Origin of the sequence: Halosimplex pelagicum, assembly GCF_013415905.1 — an archaeon.
Lineage (GTDB): Archaea > Halobacteriota > Halobacteria > Halobacteriales > Haloarculaceae > Halosimplex > Halosimplex pelagicum.
Genome location: NZ_CP058909.1, coordinates 3,796,720 through 3,814,967, shown reverse-complemented (window position 1 = coordinate 3,814,967; position 18,248 = coordinate 3,796,720). Strand labels below are relative to the sequence as shown.

General features: G+C 65.6%; 15 protein-coding genes. 6 read left to right on the top strand and 9 right to left on the bottom strand.

The features are described from left to right. Positions 1-359 precede the first annotated feature (359 nt). The 5 genes from HZS54_RS19295 to HZS54_RS19275 form a co-directional block, all read right to left on the bottom strand. Positions 360-1,385, bottom strand: coding sequence for a tyrosine-type recombinase/integrase (locus HZS54_RS19295; RefSeq protein WP_179918686.1), 1,026 nt, complete (start codon positions 1,383-1,385; stop codon positions 360-362). Beyond that, positions 1,378-1,809 carry a DUF5805 domain-containing protein gene (locus tag HZS54_RS19290; RefSeq protein ID WP_179918685.1) on the bottom strand — a complete coding sequence of 144 codons (432 nt, stop codon included), beginning with the start codon at positions 1,807-1,809 and terminating at the stop codon, positions 1,378-1,380. The genes HZS54_RS19295 and HZS54_RS19290 overlap by 8 nt, the downstream gene beginning before the upstream one ends. A gap of 366 nt (positions 1,810-2,175) precedes the next feature. Next, positions 2,176-2,430 carry a hypothetical protein gene (locus HZS54_RS19285; protein ID WP_179918684.1) on the bottom strand — a complete coding sequence of 85 codons (255 nt, stop codon included), beginning with the start codon at positions 2,428-2,430 and terminating at the stop codon, positions 2,176-2,178. A 27-nt stretch (positions 2,431-2,457) separates the two neighbouring features. Continuing rightward, positions 2,458-2,655 carry a hypothetical protein gene (locus tag HZS54_RS19280; RefSeq protein WP_179918683.1) on the bottom strand — a complete coding sequence of 66 codons (198 nt, stop codon included), beginning with the start codon at positions 2,653-2,655 and terminating at the stop codon, positions 2,458-2,460. Between the two features lie 70 nt (positions 2,656-2,725). Continuing rightward, a complete protein-coding gene (locus HZS54_RS19275) occupies positions 2,726-3,241 on the bottom strand; it encodes a hypothetical protein (protein ID WP_179918682.1) in 516 nt (171 codons plus the stop codon). A 1,023-nt stretch (positions 3,242-4,264) separates the two neighbouring features. Here HZS54_RS19275 and HZS54_RS19270 point away from each other — a divergent pair. Together HZS54_RS19270 and HZS54_RS26505 are read left to right on the top strand one after the other, a co-directional pair. After that, complete coding sequence (locus HZS54_RS19270; protein ID WP_179918681.1) at positions 4,265-4,585, top strand: hypothetical protein; 321 nt, start codon at positions 4,265-4,267, stop codon at positions 4,583-4,585. A gap of 1,323 nt (positions 4,586-5,908) precedes the next feature. Then, positions 5,909-6,040 carry a hypothetical protein gene (locus HZS54_RS26505; protein WP_281377714.1) on the top strand — a complete coding sequence of 44 codons (132 nt, stop codon included), beginning with the start codon at positions 5,909-5,911 and terminating at the stop codon, positions 6,038-6,040. An 81-nt stretch (positions 6,041-6,121) separates the two neighbouring features. Here the strand turns inward: HZS54_RS26505 and HZS54_RS19265 are convergent, their stop codons facing one another. Then, on the bottom strand, positions 6,122-8,038 hold the full coding sequence (locus HZS54_RS19265; protein ID WP_179918680.1) for a HAMP domain-containing protein: 1,917 nt from the start codon (positions 8,036-8,038) through the stop codon (positions 6,122-6,124). A 277-nt stretch (positions 8,039-8,315) separates the two neighbouring features. On the opposite strand from HZS54_RS19265, the gene kdgK1 reads away from it, so the two are divergent. From kdgK1 to HZS54_RS19245, 4 genes are all read left to right on the top strand, one after another. Beyond that, entirely contained in the window at positions 8,316-9,272 is a 957-nt protein-coding gene (gene kdgK1 / locus HZS54_RS19260; RefSeq protein ID WP_179918679.1) for a bifunctional 2-dehydro-3-deoxygluconokinase/2-dehydro-3-deoxygalactonokinase, read from the top strand. Positions 9,273-9,400: 128 nt separating this feature from the next. Further along, positions 9,401-11,173 carry a pyruvate kinase gene (gene pyk / locus HZS54_RS19255; RefSeq protein ID WP_179918678.1) on the top strand — a complete coding sequence of 591 codons (1,773 nt, stop codon included), beginning with the start codon at positions 9,401-9,403 and terminating at the stop codon, positions 11,171-11,173. Between the two features lie 170 nt (positions 11,174-11,343). Continuing rightward, the gene (locus HZS54_RS19250; RefSeq protein ID WP_179918677.1) at positions 11,344-12,318 is read left to right on the top strand and encodes an ROK family protein; all 975 of its coding nucleotides are present in this window, start codon (positions 11,344-11,346) and stop codon (positions 12,316-12,318) included. Between the two features lie 443 nt (positions 12,319-12,761). Next, entirely contained in the window at positions 12,762-13,937 is a 1,176-nt protein-coding gene (locus tag HZS54_RS19245; RefSeq protein ID WP_179918676.1) for a Fic family protein, read from the top strand. Positions 13,938-14,108: 171 nt separating this feature from the next. Here the strand turns inward: HZS54_RS19245 and HZS54_RS19240 are convergent, their stop codons facing one another. The 3 genes from HZS54_RS19240 to glpK form a co-directional block, all read right to left on the bottom strand. Continuing rightward, on the bottom strand, positions 14,109-15,284 hold the full coding sequence (locus tag HZS54_RS19240) for a Cdc6/Cdc18 family protein (RefSeq protein ID WP_179918675.1): 1,176 nt from the start codon (positions 15,282-15,284) through the stop codon (positions 14,109-14,111). A 113-nt stretch (positions 15,285-15,397) separates the two neighbouring features. Continuing rightward, on the bottom strand, positions 15,398-16,492 hold the full coding sequence (locus HZS54_RS19235) for a DUF7973 family transport facilitator (protein ID WP_179918674.1): 1,095 nt from the start codon (positions 16,490-16,492) through the stop codon (positions 15,398-15,400). A gap of 3 nt (positions 16,493-16,495) precedes the next feature. After that, positions 16,496-18,028, bottom strand: coding sequence for a glycerol kinase GlpK (gene glpK / locus HZS54_RS19230; RefSeq protein ID WP_179918673.1), 1,533 nt, complete (start codon positions 18,026-18,028; stop codon positions 16,496-16,498). Between the last annotated feature and the right edge of the window lie 220 nt (positions 18,029-18,248).

Here is an 18,248-nt window from a genome sequence, read left to right as displayed (position 1 = left end):
TGCGTAGCGGCAACTAGTGTTCGGACCAGGTGAACGATAGTTCGAATCGATCCGGGCGCGCGTGAATCGGACTAGCAGGCATGACAGTACTACGTGTGTAATCCGGCTCGGTCCGGCGGACCGACTCTCGAAGCGCAGAGTCGACCTGCACGAACGGAGGGATACAGACCGGATACTCGGATATCGGGTGTGATACCCAGGCTACCCCGGAAACGCAGTCGGACGGACAGTGGAGCGCGATAGCGCCGACCCGCCAATTCGATATAGCGTCATGTGATTTATTCGTACGTCGCCAGACGTGGTACATGGAAATTGAATTATGGTTTTCGGCACGGGACCGCCCCAGAACTAGCGGTCGCTCAGAGAAGCCGGTAGATGTGGTCGGTGTACACTTCCCGGACGCGGTCGCCCCAGTCGTGGGTGTAGGTGTCGATGATGTCCTGTGCCACGTCGCCGCGGAGGTACTTCACGATGCCGCGGTCGCCGGTGCGGTCGCGGAGGTGCGTCGTGAAGAAATGGCGGAAGTAGTGCGGGGTGACGTTCTCTTCGGCGCCGCCGCCGTCCCGGTACCAGCCCTGGTCGCGGGCGTGCGTCTCCACGATGTGGTGGACCATGTCCGGGGTGAGCCGCTTCCCCCACTCGTCGGTCGTACTGACGAACAGCGGGTCGGCGTCCGACCGGGGATCCGGACGGACGGCCAGCCACTCGACCAGTACAGACGCCAGTTCGCCGTCGACGGGGATCGTCGTCGCCCGCTTGCGCTTGTTTGACGCACTCCGTCGCTGGTCGTTGTACTCCTCGCCCGCGCTCGGCGCGTCGTCGACGTAGACCGAGTCGGGTTTGCCGTCCAGTTGCGGGCGATGCGCCCACTCGAACGGCGCCTCCGCCAGCGACAGGTCCCGTCTGTCGAGATTGCATAGTTCACCGGCTCGCATCCCCGTTTTGAGCAGCGTCACTACGACGGCCCTGTCCAGCGGATGGGTCACCCTTCCCACGAACGACCGCATCGCGGGAACCGTGATGTCGCGTCGCTCCGGGTCGACGTTGATCGACTCGTCGATCTCCTCCAGGACGAGTGCCATCGGGTTCTCCTCGAAGGTGCCGACCTCGGTCATGTAGCCGTAGAACCGGTGGAGATAGGAGGCGTACGTGGCGACCGTGCTCTCGCCGACGGAGCCGCGGAGCTGGTGGATCCAGGCCATACAGTCCCGGTGATTCGCCTCGTCGAGGTCGAGCCCACGTTCGGTCAGATACCCCTCGAACTCCCGAAGGACGCGCTCGTAGGCGTCGCGCGTCCGCTGGCTCTTGCCCTGGAACGTGATGTCGTCGAGGAAGTACGCGACGGGGTCGTCGGCGTCCGTCGTCCCGCGTTCGGCCCTACTCATCGATAGTGTACCCGCCGTTGCGGCCGCTGTAGGTGACCTGCCCCTCCGACTGGAGTCGCTGGAGGGCGTCTTCCAGCCCCGCCTCGATGTCGTCCGTCACCGCTTCGAGCAGTTCGTCCCACGACAGGTAGTCGCTCGACCGCAGCGCCTCGACGACCCTGTCTTCGAGGCCCGAACCCTCGGAGTCCGCGGTCGAAGATGCCCCCTCCGAACCCGTCTCCGACGGGGTATCGGTCCCGGCGGGGCCGGCGTTCCCGGCGTCGTCGCTCCCGAAGCCGCGGCGGCCGGCCTGGACCATCGTCCGGACGAACTCGCTGCGGCTCATCCCGAGTTCGTCGGCGTGGTCGTCCCACTCTTCGCGCTGGTAGGCCGGGACGTACGTCCTGACGGCCGTCCGCGAGCTGTCCACGTCGCTCTCGCTCATTATCTGTCTACTTGCACCCGTTCACAATCAATCTACTCCCACGCTCACGGATCAACGAGGGAACGCGATCCGTCCTGAGGAGTTGCGGAGTACTGTAGCCAGACGCGTCCGGGCGAGCAGGCCACGTCGAAGTTCCGCGCCGACGCCGCTGCGCAGGCGCTCCGCAGGGGCAACAGCCGGTACTAGCGTATTTCGTCGGCGTTATGGTACCAGCCACAGGCTGTCAGCCTGTGGCTTCATGCGCGGTTCAGCGCCGGAATAGAGAACAACGCGGCCTTCAACCCTTGCGGTCGACCTACTCTTCAGCGCGAAATGCCTGGTAGCGAAGCGGCCTTTAAAAGCGAGCAACCCGTGAACGTGAGTTGGTTATGCCTTGTTCACCTTCTCACGGATGGCTTTCGTGAACTCCCGAACCTTCTCGATCTCCTCCGTCGACGACGCTTTCATTTTCCACACATCATGGTCGTCCTCAGTGATCCCGGCCGCTCTAATTTGGAAATACGACTTGTCCGAGCCGACGAATATGATGATGAAAACCATCGCGAGCCCGAAACAGAGGATTGCCGGGAGCATCAGAAGCGCAGAAGTTCCTATCCCTACGCCCGCGAATGCAACGCCCACTATTCCCACGATCGCGGCCCAGATGATTCATCCTGCTTCCCGACCAGTCCGAACGACACCGATGGAGGTGATTTTATCCAAAGAGAGGTCGTGAAACACTTCCTCTGTACCGCTGCCCTTCCTGTATTTCATCACTCTCTGGTCGCTCACGACCCACTTACAGCCGTTCTCCTCGTAGCCGTCTGTGGGCTTCTCGTCCCTCGTCAAATAGCTTTCTAGCGACATCTCAACCCGCGCTTACGACTGACGTGGTGCCTCTTGTGCTCTTTGCAATTGGTTTTCTACCTTTGCCAGATCATGCAGTAGAGTATAGACTCCATCCGATGATCGTGATTGCAGACATGGTTAGACCAAACGAGAACGCTAATACCCTCCTCCTCCTTTGAGTTTTCTTGAAATTATCATTTGCCCACATGCTAAAGGCAACTGCGAGAGCCTCTTTTGCCTTTATAGCGCTGTCTTCTTCCTGTATGTCCTCAACACCGTCCTTATTCAGAGACATTGCTGGGCTCATCGATAGATAGGCATATATCGCGAGTAGTGTTGAGACTATTATTGAGATTCCTGCTCCCCCTATCGCAAATGATGTAAATGAGGTCGTTGTGAGTCCTGCCGTTGCTACTAATATGCTCAGAACAATTAGGTTTAGTCTGATTGTTTCGAACGCTCTGTCGCCTGTTTCTTCCGATGCAGTAATTGTGCCTTCTAAGAGCCGCTTTCCCTCGTTATAGGATAGTTCTACAGTATCTTCATTCAGATCGTCTTCTTCCGTACTTTCTACCATTTCTTTGAATTTCTCAACTTCAGCCATACCAGAATATAACTGTATTGTTTAAGCATAAATTTCACTTCCACTCCGAACTAGGCTGGCCTTCTTGCGTATATCGGCATATGATGTACAGCGTCTGACGCTCGACGACTTTCTCAGCCGTGGGCCCCCCGATTCTCGTCCGTGACGTGTCCCTCAGACTGTTGGGCCAGCTGCATCGTTTTGCCCCTCCAATGAGTCCGGGTGAAGCGGTGGACGGTCCATCGAAAACCGAATCCGAACTACACCCACGCATCAGCGACCTCGACCGCACTCTCCTCACGACGACTCAACTGAAAGCCCACTCGAAGCGGAGACCACATCGAAGTGTGAGGCATCTGACTGACGAGTCTGCAACGACACTGCTTCGGACTCCGACCGACTCAAACTGCAACCGGGATAGCCATCGAGGGTGGTGCGCTGTGACCGGGTGACCGCTCTCAGAGAAAGTCCGTCCGACGGCTCACGTGTACGCAACCCCTGGGGGTAGCGCATACGAGAACGCCATCCCTCGCAGCGGTCGCCTAAATACGTGCGTTGGGACCGAGAGCGGCGGATCTCGCATATGAAGCTAATCCACACTCGCGAGGACATGGTTCGGACACTTCTGGCTCTCGCAAACTATCCAAACACTCGGAACTATGATAATCGGGCCCAACTGATAAAACCGAATTAGCGGCGATCATTCTGGCACTCGACCCAGACACCGAATCACTAGAGCATTCCAACCGATGAGTTCAGACTCCCGGATAAAGACCCTTATTTGTGATAGTAGGGTCGGTACTGGCGCCTCGAAGATAATATTAGACGTGAATTTAGGTATAGATTGGCGCAGAAAACTACGTACACATCTAATCTATTCTGGATCGAGGGTGACTCGATCGGAGTCGTAGTCGGGTGCGATACTCGACTTCCGGCGCACGCATCCCTCTCGTATAACAAACCCGAGATATACGGGACGGCTTGGGCGCTAGCGGCGTCCGGCCCTGGCTGCACGTTTCACGTGACTCCTCGAGACGGCACGATATGGTGGTCGACCCGTCGGACCGCCGTCGCCACGATTCGACCGCAATCGCCGCTCTGAAGCGACGGTTCACCGGATCGGGGAGAAAGGCCCGCTGCGACAGCGAACTCGTCAGAGGTGCTACTGCGGCCGGTACGGAGCTGTCCTGGCGCCTGGGAGGGGTTCGGGAGGTGAACCGCCTCTTCGACGCCGGGTTCGGGAACGGGCCGCGTGGCTCGCCGGCCTCGTCGAGGCCGCCGGTCGACGGGGCCGCTGTAGGGGCCCCTATCGTGGCGCCCAGCGAGCACGTCCCGGTCGAGTTCGTCCCCACCGGCGGCCGGTGAGATCGTCGGGACTCGAACCCGACCGTAGGCGACGGTGACTGTAGCGCCGGATACGGACCCGCCGCTCCTCATCCTGTCGACCGGCTCCATCGCGCTAGTCGACGAGCCACCGGGAGACAGTCAGACCCGTGGTGCTTTCGGGGCGATTCGTTCGTCGATCCGCGACGACCAGAGGAGACGGGACGGTGGGTGGACACCTCGGCCGGCCCTACCCGTCGCAGACGCGGACGGCCATCACAGCGTGTCGTCGTTCCCGCATCCCCTTCCCGTCGACACCGTCCACAGCGGTTCGGCGACCGTCGAGCAGCGCGAGGGCACTGGAAGGCGCGCCAGTAGCAGGTGCCGGCCGGGGCGGCCCGAGCGGACACGGTGGTTTCCGGTGGTCGAACTCGGCCTTCGGACCGAGCCCGATCCCTGCGTGAGCTGTCGGAGCGCGGTTCGGGCCGGCACGGGACGCGCCGACCACGGACAGGGCCGGAACCCCTTCCACAGTCCGGACGGAGAGCTCGCCAGGAGACGACAGACGTGGGAACCGAGACCAGTAGCGGACGACGCCCTCGGCTGTCGAGCCACGCGTCGAGTCCGCGACAACGCCCCGATCTCTATCTCCGGCGTGTCGACTCCGTACCGCTATTCCCCGATCCGGCCTTCCGGCGATGGCACCCCGGGGACCGGACGACCCGCTGGACTGTTCGAGCAACTCGACGGTATCCTTGAGCTCGGGCTGGATTCGCCGACCGAGCCGCACCGGGTACGATCACCCCCTGACCGGCGAGATAGTGTGAGATAGCTGTCTGTTCCGAGGAGTCCCGCTGCCCGACACCGCACAGATAAATCGTATGTCGCTATACCAAAACTCGGCCACGTCGGTCCGATATCGGAGATCTCCGACTGACCGATATATCGCCGTACAGTCGTTCTCGTCGGGTTTCTGGATCGTGCGGCATCGGGAGGGTTCGACGGAACCGACCGACGGGTCGAAGCGACGGTGGCTGCGGTGCAGTCGGAGCACCCCGCCGGCCGTGGGTGTGGGGTTTCCCTGAGCCCTTCCGTCGGGATACCTCCGGACGCAGTGGAACGACTGCCAGGTCGTCGCTGCGCTGTCGGACCGCCCGAGCGCCGGGGGATACTTGACGGTTCTCGCGGTGGTGGCCGACACGTCGGACGGGTCGTATTCGCCGAAGGTATCGACTCGCCCGCATCCGTCGCGATGGACCGTCCCGAACCGTCGCCGACGGGGCGACCGAGAACTCGGCGGCGGCGGTCGACGACCTCCCGGGGAACCCGAGCGAACCCGTCGACAACAGAGACTCCGGCAGTCAGGTGCTCGTCGAGCTGTCTGGCGAAGGCGACCCCGAGACAGACGGCGGCGGCGCGCTCGACTCGGCGGAGGTCGCCGTCGTCGGGACAGCGATCGGGAGCGAGTCGGCGGCCGCTCGAAACGCGGGGTCCTAGTCGGGACGTACGGTACCCGGTGGTCGCGGACTGAGAGAGAAGAGAATCGGTGGACCCGGACGGCCCGGGCTCGCGACGGCGTTACTCCTCTGCGGGTTCGTCGGCGTCGGGACCGCCGGGGCCGGGCGAGCCGGCGCCGGTCTGGAAGACGAACTCGTGTTCTTCCTCGGTCTCGAAGTTACCCAGCCCGTCGCCCAGATACTGGGCGTAGCGGGTGAGTTCCTCGGCGCGCGAGGAGACCTCGTTGAGCTCGGCGGCCTGCTCCTCGGCGGCGCCGGCGACGTTCTCGCTCTCGGACATCGTGTCCTCTGCGAGGTCGGCGGCCTGCTCGATCATGCTCGCGACCTCGCGGATGCTGTCCAGCGAGTCGCCGAAGTCGACGTTGGGGTTGTCGGCGGCGAACTCCTCGAGCTGTGCGGCGACGCCGTCCATCTCCTGGGAGATGTTCTGGAGTCGCTCCTTCTGGTCGTAGGCGTCGTCGGAGATCTTCTGGATGGAGTCGGCGACCTGTTCGCTGGCGTCGCGGACGGTCTCGGCGCTCTGCTGGACCGACTCACCGCTCTCCTCGACCTCTTCGGCGAAGGTCTTGAGCTGCCCGGTCGTCATCTCCAGCTCGGTCAGCATCTCGTTGAAGTCCTTGGCGATCTGGTCCATGGCCTCGTTCTCGCCCTCGGGCTCCATGCGCTGGGTGAGGTCGCCGCGGGCACAGGCCTGCATCGTCTCGGAGTACGCCTCGGCCTTGCTCTGGAGGTAGTTCGAGAGCTCCATGGCCTCGGCCCGGGAGACTTCGGCCTCCTTCCGGGCGCGTTCGGCCTCGTCGATCTGCTCGCGGAGCGAGTCGCGCATCGACGCGAAGCCGCCGTAGAGCTGGCCGATGCTGTCGATGCGGCCCGACTCGATGTCCACGTCGAGGTTCCCCTCCTCCATCTCCTGGGCCTTGCCTTTCAGGCGGTCGATCGAGGAAGAGGTGTTGTACCCGAGGGCGGCGCCGATCAGCAGCATCACCAGGACGGCACCGCCGGTCGCGAACATCCCGAGCTGCTGGACCTGCTGGACGTCACCGAACAGCACGTCCGTCGGCGCGTGGACGAGGACCGCCCAGTCCTCGGAGCTCCCGGGGACGAGGACGGGCGCGTAGCCGACCGCGTACTCCTCGCTCATGACCTGGCTGTTCGTCTTGCTGGGATCGACACCGCTCGGCTCCTGGGTGAGCCCCAGCGCGTCCTCGACGATCTGGTTGTCGCCGTACTGTTCGAGGGTCAGGTCGGTGTCCATCTCGGGGAGGGACCGCCGCTCGTCCATCAAGACAGTGCCGCTGGCGTTGACGACGGTCGTGAACCCGCCTTCGGCGCGGTCCTCTCCTTGGAGGCGGCCGTTGATGTCGGTGATCGCCACTTCCACGAGAAGATACCGTGCGTTCGTGCCGTTGACGTTGCTGGCGAAGCCGACGACCGGGACGCCGCTGGAGGTCTGGTAGGCGCTCGAAATCTGTACGTCGGCCGTCGAGGAGAAGCTCCGTTCCGTGACCCACTTCTGTGGCGTTCCAGCGGTGTCGGTGTTCGGTCCGACGGCCGTACTCGCCACGATGTTACCGCCTCCGGGACCGGTGTCGACGAGGTGCATGTTCGTCACGTCGCTCGGCATCTGGCTCCCCTGGCGATTCCGCAACGTCTGCGACATCTTGTCCCCGTCGGATCCTCTGTAGACGGGGTCGCCGGAGGCCAGCCGCGTCGAGAGACGGTTGCTCTCCAGCCACTGCGCGACCAGGTTCGACTCCTGGGTCGCGAGTCCGCGGTACTCGCTCTCGACCTGGTCGCGGGTGTGGTCGACGAACTGCTGGGTGCCCACGAGGCCGACCGCGCCGATGGCCAGCCCCATCACCAGCAGGACGATGAGGAACTTCAGCGCGAACCGCTTCCTGACGAAGTCCGGAACCACCGTCCGGACGACGCCCATGAGACCGCCACCGCCGCCGCCGTCACCGTCTTCGCTACTCATGTGTCCTCTCTCCGTTCGGTCGTCGGTCGATACCCTGCGTTCGAGTCACTGCCACCCGGGAAGCCCCGGAGCCCTGACTCGACCTGTCGGCTGTGCCCCAGTTGCCCATGGAGTTCCATGTCCGACTATATCATATATAGCTTTGGAGTACTACGTGACAGCTCCGGGCTATCACGCACGTATCCGGCCGGATCGCCGCCGTGTCGCGCCGGGCCGACCGCGTCCGCGCGCCGCGGATCCCCGCGGATTTAAGCCGAGCCCCGACCCAGCGACGGGCATGACCGATCTCGTAACCGTCGGCGAGTCGATGCTCAGGCTCTCGCCGCCGGACCACCAGCGGCTCGAAGCGATGGACGAACTCGACGTACACGTCGCCGGCGCGGAGAGCAACGTCGCCGTCGCGGCCCAGCGGCTCGGCCTCGACGCCGCCTGGGTGTCGAAACTCCCCGACTCCCCGCTCGGTCGCCGCGTGACCAGCGCCCTGGGCAACCACGGCGTCGACGCCGACGTGGTCTGGGACGACGACGCCCGGATGGGGACCTACTACGTCGAGATGGCCGGCAAACCCCGCGGGACGGACGTCATCTACGACCGCGCCGACGCCGCGGTCACCTCCGCCACCGCCGACGAACTCGCCACCGACCGGATCGCCGAGGCCGACGCCTTCTACACCTCCGGTATCACGCCCGCGCTCTCCGAGACCCTGCTGGAGACGACGACCGACCTCCTCGAACTCGCCGCCGAGAACGACACGACGACCGTCTTCGACGTGAACTACCGCTCGAAACTCTGGTCGCCCGCCGAGGCCCGCGACACCCTGGAGGACCTTTTCGAGGACATCGACGTGCTCGTCGTCGCCGTCCGCGACGCCCGAGCCGTCCTCGACCGCGAGGGCGACGCCGAGGCCATCGCCCGCGACCTCGCCGACGAGTTCGACTTCGACCTGACGCTCGTCACCCGCGGCGGCGAGGGGTCGCTGGCGCTGCACGAGGGCGAGGCGTTCGAACAGGGCGTCTTCGAGGCCGAGGAGTACGACACCGTCGGCACCGGCGACGCCTTCGTCGGCGGCTTCCTCGCCTCCTGGCTCGACGGCGAGTCGGTCCCCGACGCCCTGGAGTACGGCGCCGCCACGGCGTCGCTCAAGCGGACCATCCCCGGCGATATCGCCCTCGTCACCCCCGACGAGGTCGAACAGGTCGTCGAGTCGGGCGAACAGAGCGGCATCTCGCGGTAGGGAAGCCGTCGTTTCTCGGCGGCGAACCCCGCCGCGACCGAGCGACGGATGAGTCAACCCTTTATCCCTGCCGCGGGAAGCCGTTCACATGAACCGAACGACGACGCCTCTGGGGGTATCGATCTGAGATGCGCAGTGCGAAGATAGTGTGTACGCTGGGGCCGGCCAGCGAGTCCGAGGAGACGATCGAGGCGCTCGCGGATGCGGGCATGTCGGTCGCGCGGATGAACGCGAGCCACGGCACGCCCGAACACAGGCGTGAGCTCGTCGACCGTATCCGAACGGTCGACCGCCGGACCGACCGCCCGGTCGCGGCGATGCTCGACCTGCCCGGCCCGGAGGTCCGGACGGCGCCGATCCGCGAGGAGATCACGCTCGAAGGTGGGTCGACGGTCAGGTTCGTCGAGGGCGACGAGGCGACGCCGGCGGAGATCGGCGTCTCCCACGACATCTCCGCCGTCGAACCGGGGGACGTGGTCCTGCTGGACGACGGACGCATCGAGACGACCGTCGAGTCGGTCGACGACGGGGTCGTGACCGCGACGGTCGAGAACGGCGGCGACCTGGGGGCGCGCAAGGGGGTCAACGTCCCCGGCGTGGAGCTCGGGCTGCCGGTCATCACCGACCAGGACCGGGAGGAGCTGCGCGTGGCCGCGGAGAAGGAGGTCGACTTCGTCGCGGCGAGTTTCGTCCGCGACGGCGACGACGTCTACGAGATCAGCGCCGCGCTGGACGAACTCGGCGCGGACATCCCGATCATCGCGAAGATAGAACGGGAGGTCGCCGTCGAGAACCTCGACGGGATCATCGACGCGGCCTACGGCGTGATGGTCGCCCGCGGGGATCTGGGCGTGGAGTGCCCGCTGGAGGACGTGCCGATGATCCAGAAGCGGATCATCCGGACGTGCCACGAGGAGGGCGTGCCCGTCATCACCGCGACGGAGATGCTCGACTCGATGGTGACGGCGCGCAGGCCAACCCGCGCGGAGGCGTCGGACGTGGCCAACGCGGTCCTCGACGGCACCGACGCGGTGATGCTCTCGGGCGAGACGGCCATCGGCGACCACCCCGTCCGGGTGGTCGAGACGATGAACCGGATCGTCCGCGACGTGGAGGAGTCCCCGGAGTACGCGGAGAACCGCGAGCAGCGCGTGCCGAACGCCGACGAGACCCAGACCGACGCGCTCGCCCGCTCGGCCCGCTTTCTCGCCCGGGACATCGACGCGGCGGCGATCGTCGCGGCCAGCGAGTCCGGCTACACGGCGCTGAAGGCCGCGAAGTTCCGGCCCTCGATCCCGATCGTCGCCTCGACGCCGAGCGAGGAGATCCGCCGCCGGCTCGCGCTCTCGTGGGGGATCATCCCACAGAGCTCGCCCTACACCGCCGACGGCGCCGACGCGGTCATCAACGACGCCGTCCAGTCGGCGCTGGACACCGGCGCGGCCGACAGCGGCGACACCGTCGTCGTCGTCTCGGGGATGATGACCGAGCTGGAGGGCGTGAACACGGCGAACATGCTGAAGGTCCACGTCGCCTCGGAGACCATCGCCTCCGGTCGATCGGTCGTGGAGGGGCTGGTCTCGGGCGAGTTGCACTGGACGGAGGACGGCGACCTCTCGGAGGTTCCCGAGGGCGGGATCCTGGCGGTCCCGGAGGACTTCGACGGGGAGTTCACCGGCGACGTCGAGAAGCTCGGCGGGGTGGTCGACCGCCACGGCGGCATGACCAGCTACGCGGCGATCGTCGCCCGGGAGCTCGACGTGCCGATGATCTCCAACGCGTCGCTGTCCCGCGAGGTCGAGTCGGGGACCGTCGTGACGCTGGACGCCGAGCGCGGCATTGTCTACGACGAAGCGATACAGAGTCGTGCGCGCGAGCGCGCGGCCGAACGGGAACTGTAGAGGGGTAGCGGCCGTCGTCGACGACCGCCCAGAGCCCGTCGACGACCGTCCAGAACCCGTCGACGACAGTGTTGTCGCGCGCTCGCGCTTTCGGGCCGCCGACCAAGAAGGAACTCGGTGGCGGGTGAATATGTGCAGTTAAGTAGCGGAGGGTACACCGATCGAGTACCATGGCCACCTACGCAGGGGTCGACCTCGGCGCGACGAACATCCGCGCCGTCGTGGGGGACGAGACGGGGCGGGTCGTCGCGTCGCGACGCACGGGGACGCCGCAGGGACCGAACGGCATCACGGTCACGGAGGCGGTCCTCGACGCGCTCCGCGGCGCCGCCGACGAGGCGGACGTCGACCCGACGCGGATCGCCGCGGTCGGCATCGGCTCTATCGGCCCGCTCGACCTCGCTGAGGGGGCGATCGACAACCCCGCGAACCTCCCCGACACGATCGACCGCATCCCGCTGACCGGTCCCGTCGGCGAACTCGTCGACAGCGACGAGATCTACCTGCACAACGACACTACCGCCGGCGTCATCGGCGAGCGCTTCTACTCCGACCGCAACCCCGACGACATGATCTATCTCACCATCTCCAGCGGTATCGGCGCCGGCGTCTGCGTCGACGGGAACGTCATCGGCGGCTGGGACGGCAACGCCGGCGAAGTCGGCCACATGACGGTCGACCCCAACGGCTTCATGACCTGCGGCTGCGGCGTCGACGGCCACTGGGAGGCCTACTGCTCGGGCAACAACATCTTCCGCTACGCCCAGCGCCTCCACGACGAGGACCCCGTCGACACGTCGATGCCGATGGAGAGCGCCGACTTCTCCTCGGCGGACGTGTTCGCTCACGCCGAGGAGGGCGACGAGTTCGCCGAGCACGTCCTCGACCAGATGTCCCGGTGGAACGTCATCGCCGTCGCGAACATGACCGACTCCTACGCCCCACTGGTCATCTACGTCGGCGGCGCCGTCACCCTCAACAACCCCGACCGGGTCCTCGACCCGCTCCGCGAGCGACTCGACGACGTGGTCTTCGGGAACGTCCCCGACGTGCAGCTGACCACGCTGGGCGACGACGTGGTCGTCAAGGGCGCCCTCGCCAGCGCCATGACCGGCGGCACCGGCGACCGCTCGCGGGTTCGGTAGCGCTACTTCTGTTCGGGTGAGGGCGTCGAGAAGACCTCACGAAGCGTCGGTTTCCGGCAGGACCGTGGTGAATTGCCCGCTCGGTACGTCGTGCCCCACTTTTTCCAGCGGAGAGTTCCTCGGCGCGCTTCGCGCGCCTGCGGGAATCCTCCGCCGGAAAAACTTGGGGAAAAAGGCCGGACGACTCGGTCGCTTCGCTCCCTCGCGTCCGGTGAACCGCTCGCTTCGCTCGCGGATGCTGGCGTGATACCTGCAGCAGCTAAATGGAGCGATCAGCGTGACCAATTATCCGGCTATCTCTGAGAATTGTATCTACCAACACCGTACGACCTTTTAAAATTCTTATATAGAAAATGAATGCATCCATAGTCGATCTCAACACCTATCTATTCATTTGGCGACGACAGATTAATTTATCGAGGGGCCCCACTGGTTGAGTATGTATGCAACAGCCGGAACTCGATGCTGACGCCCCAGGCGAACTCATCTCGTACGGCCGGCGGTCGTACTACAAGCCCGATCCGCTGCCGCCATCCCGAGATCTCGCTCTCGGGAACGACTTCTACGAAACGCTCGCAGACGCGACGTTCTGGCTCGGGAAACTCAGTGGCGTGAGTCTCGAACTCGATTTCCCGCCAGTGCTCTACACGTCGCTCCTCCGGAAGGAAGCCATGGAATCCGCCGAAATCGAAGGCGCTGACGTCGACTACGACGCGCTCTACAGCCTCGAAACGCGCTCGTTTGACGCCGGCGAAGACGAGATCAGCGTCGAATCCACCACAGGCCAACGGAAGGACACGCAGGAAGTCCTCAACTACGAAGACGCTATCGAGGATGGTATCGAGGCTCTCGACCGAGGCGAAGGCCTGACCGTCGAACGGCTCCACGAGTTCCACGAGACGCTTCTCACGGGCGTTCCGGACGACCGCGTCGATACCGATACGCTCGGCGCGTACAAGACGAAACCGAACCATATCGGTGACTTCCTCCCACCCATTCCAGGCCAGGTCGACGGCCTGATGGATGCGCTGTTCACCTACTACAGAACTGGCGGGAGCTACCACCCGCTCGTAGACGTCGCGCTGTTCCATTACCAATTCGAGACTATCCACCCGTACGGCGACGGGAACGGTCGTCTCGGCCGACTCCTCATCACGCTCCAGTTGTACGACGCTGGCTTTCTCGAACGCCCGAATCTCTACCTCAGTGAGTACTTCAACCGAAACAAGCCGACGTACGTCGACCGGTTGGCGGCCGTTCGATACGATGGCGATTGGGAAGCGTGGCTCTCGTTCTTTATCGAGGGCGTCGCTCGGCAGGCCCACGAGTCCGTCGACCGAACACTCTCGCTAGCCCACCTCAGGCGTCAGTACGACGCCGAGTACGGGGGAAAGTCGTACACGAAGAACCAGCTCGCAGTGAAGCTCTTCGAACAGCCCTACGTCACGAGCAAGACAGTGCAACGGCTCTTCGACGTCGAGCAACCGACGGCGTCGCGAGCGATCAACGACCTCGTCGACGAAGGAGTCCTCGAGGAAGTGACCGGGAAGGGACGGAACAAGGAGTATCGTGCCCGCGAAATTTTCGAGATCCTCGAGCAGCCACCGCGGACCTACTGACCACGGTGGCGGCGTGCCGGATAGTGTCGTGTGCCGCTCGAACTCTGTGAGCCCCGTGAACGACCGCAGTGGCTCGAGACGGCGACCCGTCTCGTCACTGAGCGAACCGGAGGTTCGATGCCCGGAAACGGTGGTAAACTCTCGTCCCACACTCGGTCGCTCGGGCCGGTATCACCCACGCAGGTCGTACAGTCGGCGGAACGCCGTCGGCGAGAAGCGGAGTTCGACGCGGCTCGGCGGCCGGCCCTGTTCGTTGGTGACCTCCGACTGGACGCGCTCGACGACGCCGACCTCGGCCATCTCGTAGAGGTAGCGCTTGACGGTCCCCGGTGAGAGGTCCACGGCCGGGACGGCGCCGATCGCCTCGGTCGTCGCGGTGACGGAGGCCCGCTCGCCGGGGTCCAGATCGACCAGTTCCCGGAGGACGAGCTGTTTGTTCGCCGGGAGCGCGAGCACGCGGCCCAGCGAGACGGACTCGCGGGGGACCTCCTCGACCGCGGCGGTCACGTCGCCCTCGGTGAGCCGCGCCCGTCCGTCCTCGGTGGCGCGGACGGCGGCGACGAACAGCGCGGCCATCGCGTCGTGGGCGTTGCCCTCGGCCCACTCGGCGATCTGTCGGGCGAGTTCGTGGTCGAGCCCCTGGCGGGCCAGCCCGAGCGAGGCGCGGGTCATCAACAGGTCGACGAGCGTCTCCCGGCGGTAGCGGTCGACGCCGATCTCGGTCGCGGTGTACTCGGTCAACGGCACGTCCTCGGGGTCGCGGCGGCCGACGGCGATCCAGCTGACGTTGCTCGGGAGGCCGGCGAACAGCTCGACCAGTTCCTCGTCGTCGGTGCCCTCGGGCTCGCCGACGTGGTCGACGACGACGACGACGCCGGTACCGGAGTCACCGAGGAGCGCGTGGAGCCGCTCGCGCAGCTCGGCGGTGGAGATGCCGTGGTCGGGGACCGACTCCTCGACCAGCGCGTCGAGGACCGCGTGGTAGAAGGCGAACTCGCTGGTCGTCTCGCGCAGGTCGACGTAGGCGAACGCGGGTGAGGTGGGCGTCGCCGGGCGCGTGCTCGTGTGGATGATAGACCGGGTCTCGGTCGACAGCCGGTCGAGGTGGGAGAACAGGGCGGTCACGACGGCCGACTTCCCGGCGCCGGCCGGGCCGGAGACGTAGGCGTTGCCCGGGAGTTGCCCGTCGAAGACGGGGTCGAGGTGGTCGAGCAGGCGTTCGAGCGTCGGGCCGCGGTCCGAGGGCTCGTCGACGTGGGCGACCGGCGAGAGCGACTCGTAGTCCTCGACGAGGCGGCGGCCGTCGGTCCGGCGCTGTCGTCGTTTGATGCGCGCGTCGATGTCCATGTGAGCTCCGGGGGGGTCGGTTGTGAATCAGTTCCGTCTCGCTATATAAATGAATCGTGATGGGTCGGACCGGCGCGGGGCCGCGCCGGGAGCCGCGGTGTCGGGCGGCGGGCTCAGAGGTACCCCGCGTTCGGTAACACGCCGAGGATCGCGAGGACGCCGACGGCGAGCATCGCGAGGGCGATGGCCATCGCGGGCGGGTCGACGTGGGTGCCCGAGTGCGCGTAGAAGATCCGCTGGGTGACCTCGCCGAGCAGGCCGCTGACGGCGCCGAAGACGCCGGCGGCCAGCAGCGCGACGACGCTGCCGGCGACGGGGGCGACGACGACCGCGCCGACGGCGCCGACGAGCGTGATGTGGTGGGTCACGGGGATCTTCTCGACGCCGAGGTTCAGGAACAGCAGGCTCATCGCCGAGATGGCGTAGCCCATGAAGATACTGCCGGTCTGGATCCAGATGTAGCCGCCGAGGATCCCGCCGACGAGGCCGATGGCGGTGACGCCCGACCACTTGTACTGGTGGGGGAGCCACGGCTCGGTGGCCAGCCGACCGGCGTGTTCCTCGGGGACCTCCCCGCCGTCGGTGGCGACGCGGGGCTCCTCGCGCTCGAAGGGGGACATGTCGAGCAGACTCCCGCCGGACGAGCGTCCGACGATCGGGTAGCCGAAGACGATACGGGCGAGGAAGGCGCTGGCGACGACGGTCAGCGCGATGGTGTCGGTCACGGGCGTGTTCCCGACGGCAAGCAGCGCCGCCGAGAACTGGTTGATGAGCGCGCCGACGAGCCCGAAGACGGCGCCGACCGCGAGGATGTCCGGCTTGGTCCCGAACGCGTAGAGGATGTTCTTCCCGAAGTGGTAGTCCCACCCTTCCGGCTCCATCTCGGGGTACTTCTTGCCGGCGTAGGCGGAGGCGGCGACGCCGCCCGCGAAGGCGATGTGCGGGCCGGTGACGGCACCGAAGCCGATGACGCCGGTCACACCGGTCGCGAGTTCGCCCGGCCCGACCGCCGGGACCGCCCCGCCGACCGAGCGTTCGAGGATCGCGAGCCCCTCGCCGAGGAAGACGACGAAGCCGGTGAAGATGAACGCCGGGAGCGCGCCGAGCGCCGCGCCGAAGGCGCCGCCGGCGAGGGCGGTGATCAAAAGCAGGAGGAACTGCTCCCACTCCATGCCGACGACCGGCACCTGGAGGAGCGTATCGTACATCGGTCACTCCTCCCGCGCCCAGTCGAGCGAGCGCTCGATGGCGTCGTCCCAGCGGCTGTACATCCGATCGGCCTCGGCGGTGGCCATCTCCGGCGAGAACTCGCGGTCGACCTGCCAGTTGTCGCGGAGTTCGTCGACCGAGTCCCAGTAGCCGACGGCGAGGCCGGCGGCGTAGGCGGAGCCGAGCGCGGTCGTCTCGTCGACCTCCGGGCGGACGATCTCCGTCTGGATGATGTCCGACTGGAGCTGACAGAGGAAGTTGTTCTTGACCGCGCCGCCGTCGACCCGCAGGCTCGTCGTCTCGACGCCCGAGTCGGCCTCCATGGCCTCGGCGATGTCGCGGGTCTGGTAGGCGATCGATTCCAGCGTCGCCCGGACGATGTGCTCCTTCCGGGTGCCGCGGGTCATCCCGACGATGGTCCCGCGTGCGCGGCCGTCCCAGTGGGGCGCGCCCAGCCCGGTGAACGCCGGGACCATGTAAACGCCGTCGGTCGAGTCGACCGAGCGGGCCAGCTCGGCGGTCTGGGCGGCGTTGTTGATCAGGTCGACGTCTTCGAGCCACTCGATGGCGGCGCCGGTGATGAAGATCGACCCCTCCAGGGCGTACTGGACGGGTTCGCCCGACAGCTGGAATCCGATCGTCGTCAGCAGGCCGTGCTCGGATGCGACGGCCTCCTCGCCGGTGTTCATGAGGTAGAACGACCCGGTGCCGTAGGTGTTCTTGGCGTCGCCGGCGTCGAAGCAGGTCTGGCCGAAGAGCGCGGCCTGCTGGTCGCCCAGGGCTCCGGCGACGGGCACCTCGGCGCCGAGGAAGCCGTCGGGGTCGGTCGAGCCGTAGGTGGCCTCGTCGGAGGACGGGCGGACTTCGGGGAGCATCGACTCCGGTACGCCGAACTCCTCTAAGAGTTCGGGGTCCCAGTTGAGCCCCTCGATGTCGTACAGCATCGTCCGGGAGGCGTTGGTCACGTCGGTGATGTGCTGCCCGGTGAGGTTGTAGATGAGCCACGTGTCGATGGTACCCATCCGGAGTTCGCCGGCCTCGGCGCGGTCGCGGACGCTCTCGCCGCGGGAGCTCTGGAGCTTCAGGGGCTCGGCGTTGTCGAGGATCCACTCGGTCTTCGTGGCGGCGAAGTAGGCGTCGGCTTCCAGCCCCGTCTTCTCGCGGATCCACTCGACCTTGTCCTCCTCTTCGAGCTGCTCGACGCGGTCGGTGGTGCGACGGTCCTGCCAGACGATGGCGTTGTGGACCGGCTTACCCGTCTCGGCGTCCCAGACGACCGTCGTCTCCCGCTGGTTGGTGATCCCCAGCGCCTCCAGCTGGCTCGCGTCCAGCCCGCCGTCGCGGAGGCCGCGCGTGACGACCTCCTGCGTGTTCTCCCAGATCTCGATGGGGTCGTGTTCGACCCAGCCCGGCTCGGGGTAGATCTGCTCGTGCTGTTCGTATGCGTTCGCGACGACCTGGCCCTCGTGGTCGAACACCATGAAGCGGGTGCCGGTCGTCCCCTGGTCTATCGCGCCGATGTACGTGTCTGCCATTGTCTGTCACCATGTGGCGGGATATTTACTCCGAATGCCGCCCTGCCGATAAACAACATACGGAATCGTTATAAATGTTACTGATGGTTGGGGTGCGTCGGGTAAAGTAGGCGCTCGGTACCGCCGGCCAGGGCGGGGGCAGTCGGGGAGATGCGCCTCGGAGTATCGCCCCCTTCAGTTCGCATTAGCGCCATCTGCGGTTGTTTGCCGCCGTATAAGC

Excerpts from the sequence above, each read along its gene's own strand:
- HZS54_RS19295 (WP_179918686.1), bottom strand. The coding sequence starts at position 1,385 with ATGAGTAGGGCCGAACGCGGGACGACGGACGCCGACGACCCCGTCGCG.
- HZS54_RS19290 (WP_179918685.1), bottom strand. The coding sequence starts at position 1,809 with ATGAGCGAGAGCGACGTGGACAGCTCGCGGACGGCCGTCAGGACGTAC.
- HZS54_RS19280 (WP_179918683.1), bottom strand. The coding sequence starts at position 2,655 with ATGTCGCTAGAAAGCTATTTGACGAGGGACGAGAAGCCCACAGACGGC.
- HZS54_RS19275 (WP_179918682.1), bottom strand. The coding sequence starts at position 3,241 with ATGGCTGAAGTTGAGAAATTCAAAGAAATGGTAGAAAGTACGGAAGAA.
- HZS54_RS19270 (WP_179918681.1), top strand. The coding sequence starts at position 4,265 with ATGGTGGTCGACCCGTCGGACCGCCGTCGCCACGATTCGACCGCAATC.
- HZS54_RS19265 (WP_179918680.1), bottom strand. The coding sequence starts at position 8,038 with ATGAGTAGCGAAGACGGTGACGGCGGCGGCGGTGGCGGTCTCATGGGC.
- kdgK1 (WP_179918679.1), top strand. The coding sequence starts at position 8,316 with ATGACCGATCTCGTAACCGTCGGCGAGTCGATGCTCAGGCTCTCGCCG.
- pyk (WP_179918678.1), top strand. The coding sequence starts at position 9,401 with ATGCGCAGTGCGAAGATAGTGTGTACGCTGGGGCCGGCCAGCGAGTCC.
- HZS54_RS19250 (WP_179918677.1), top strand. The coding sequence starts at position 11,344 with ATGGCCACCTACGCAGGGGTCGACCTCGGCGCGACGAACATCCGCGCC.
- HZS54_RS19245 (WP_179918676.1), top strand. The coding sequence starts at position 12,762 with ATGCAACAGCCGGAACTCGATGCTGACGCCCCAGGCGAACTCATCTCG.
- HZS54_RS19240 (WP_179918675.1), bottom strand. The coding sequence starts at position 15,284 with ATGGACATCGACGCGCGCATCAAACGACGACAGCGCCGGACCGACGGC.
- HZS54_RS19235 (WP_179918674.1), bottom strand. The coding sequence starts at position 16,492 with ATGTACGATACGCTCCTCCAGGTGCCGGTCGTCGGCATGGAGTGGGAG.
- glpK (WP_179918673.1), bottom strand. The coding sequence starts at position 18,028 with ATGGCAGACACGTACATCGGCGCGATAGACCAGGGGACGACCGGCACC.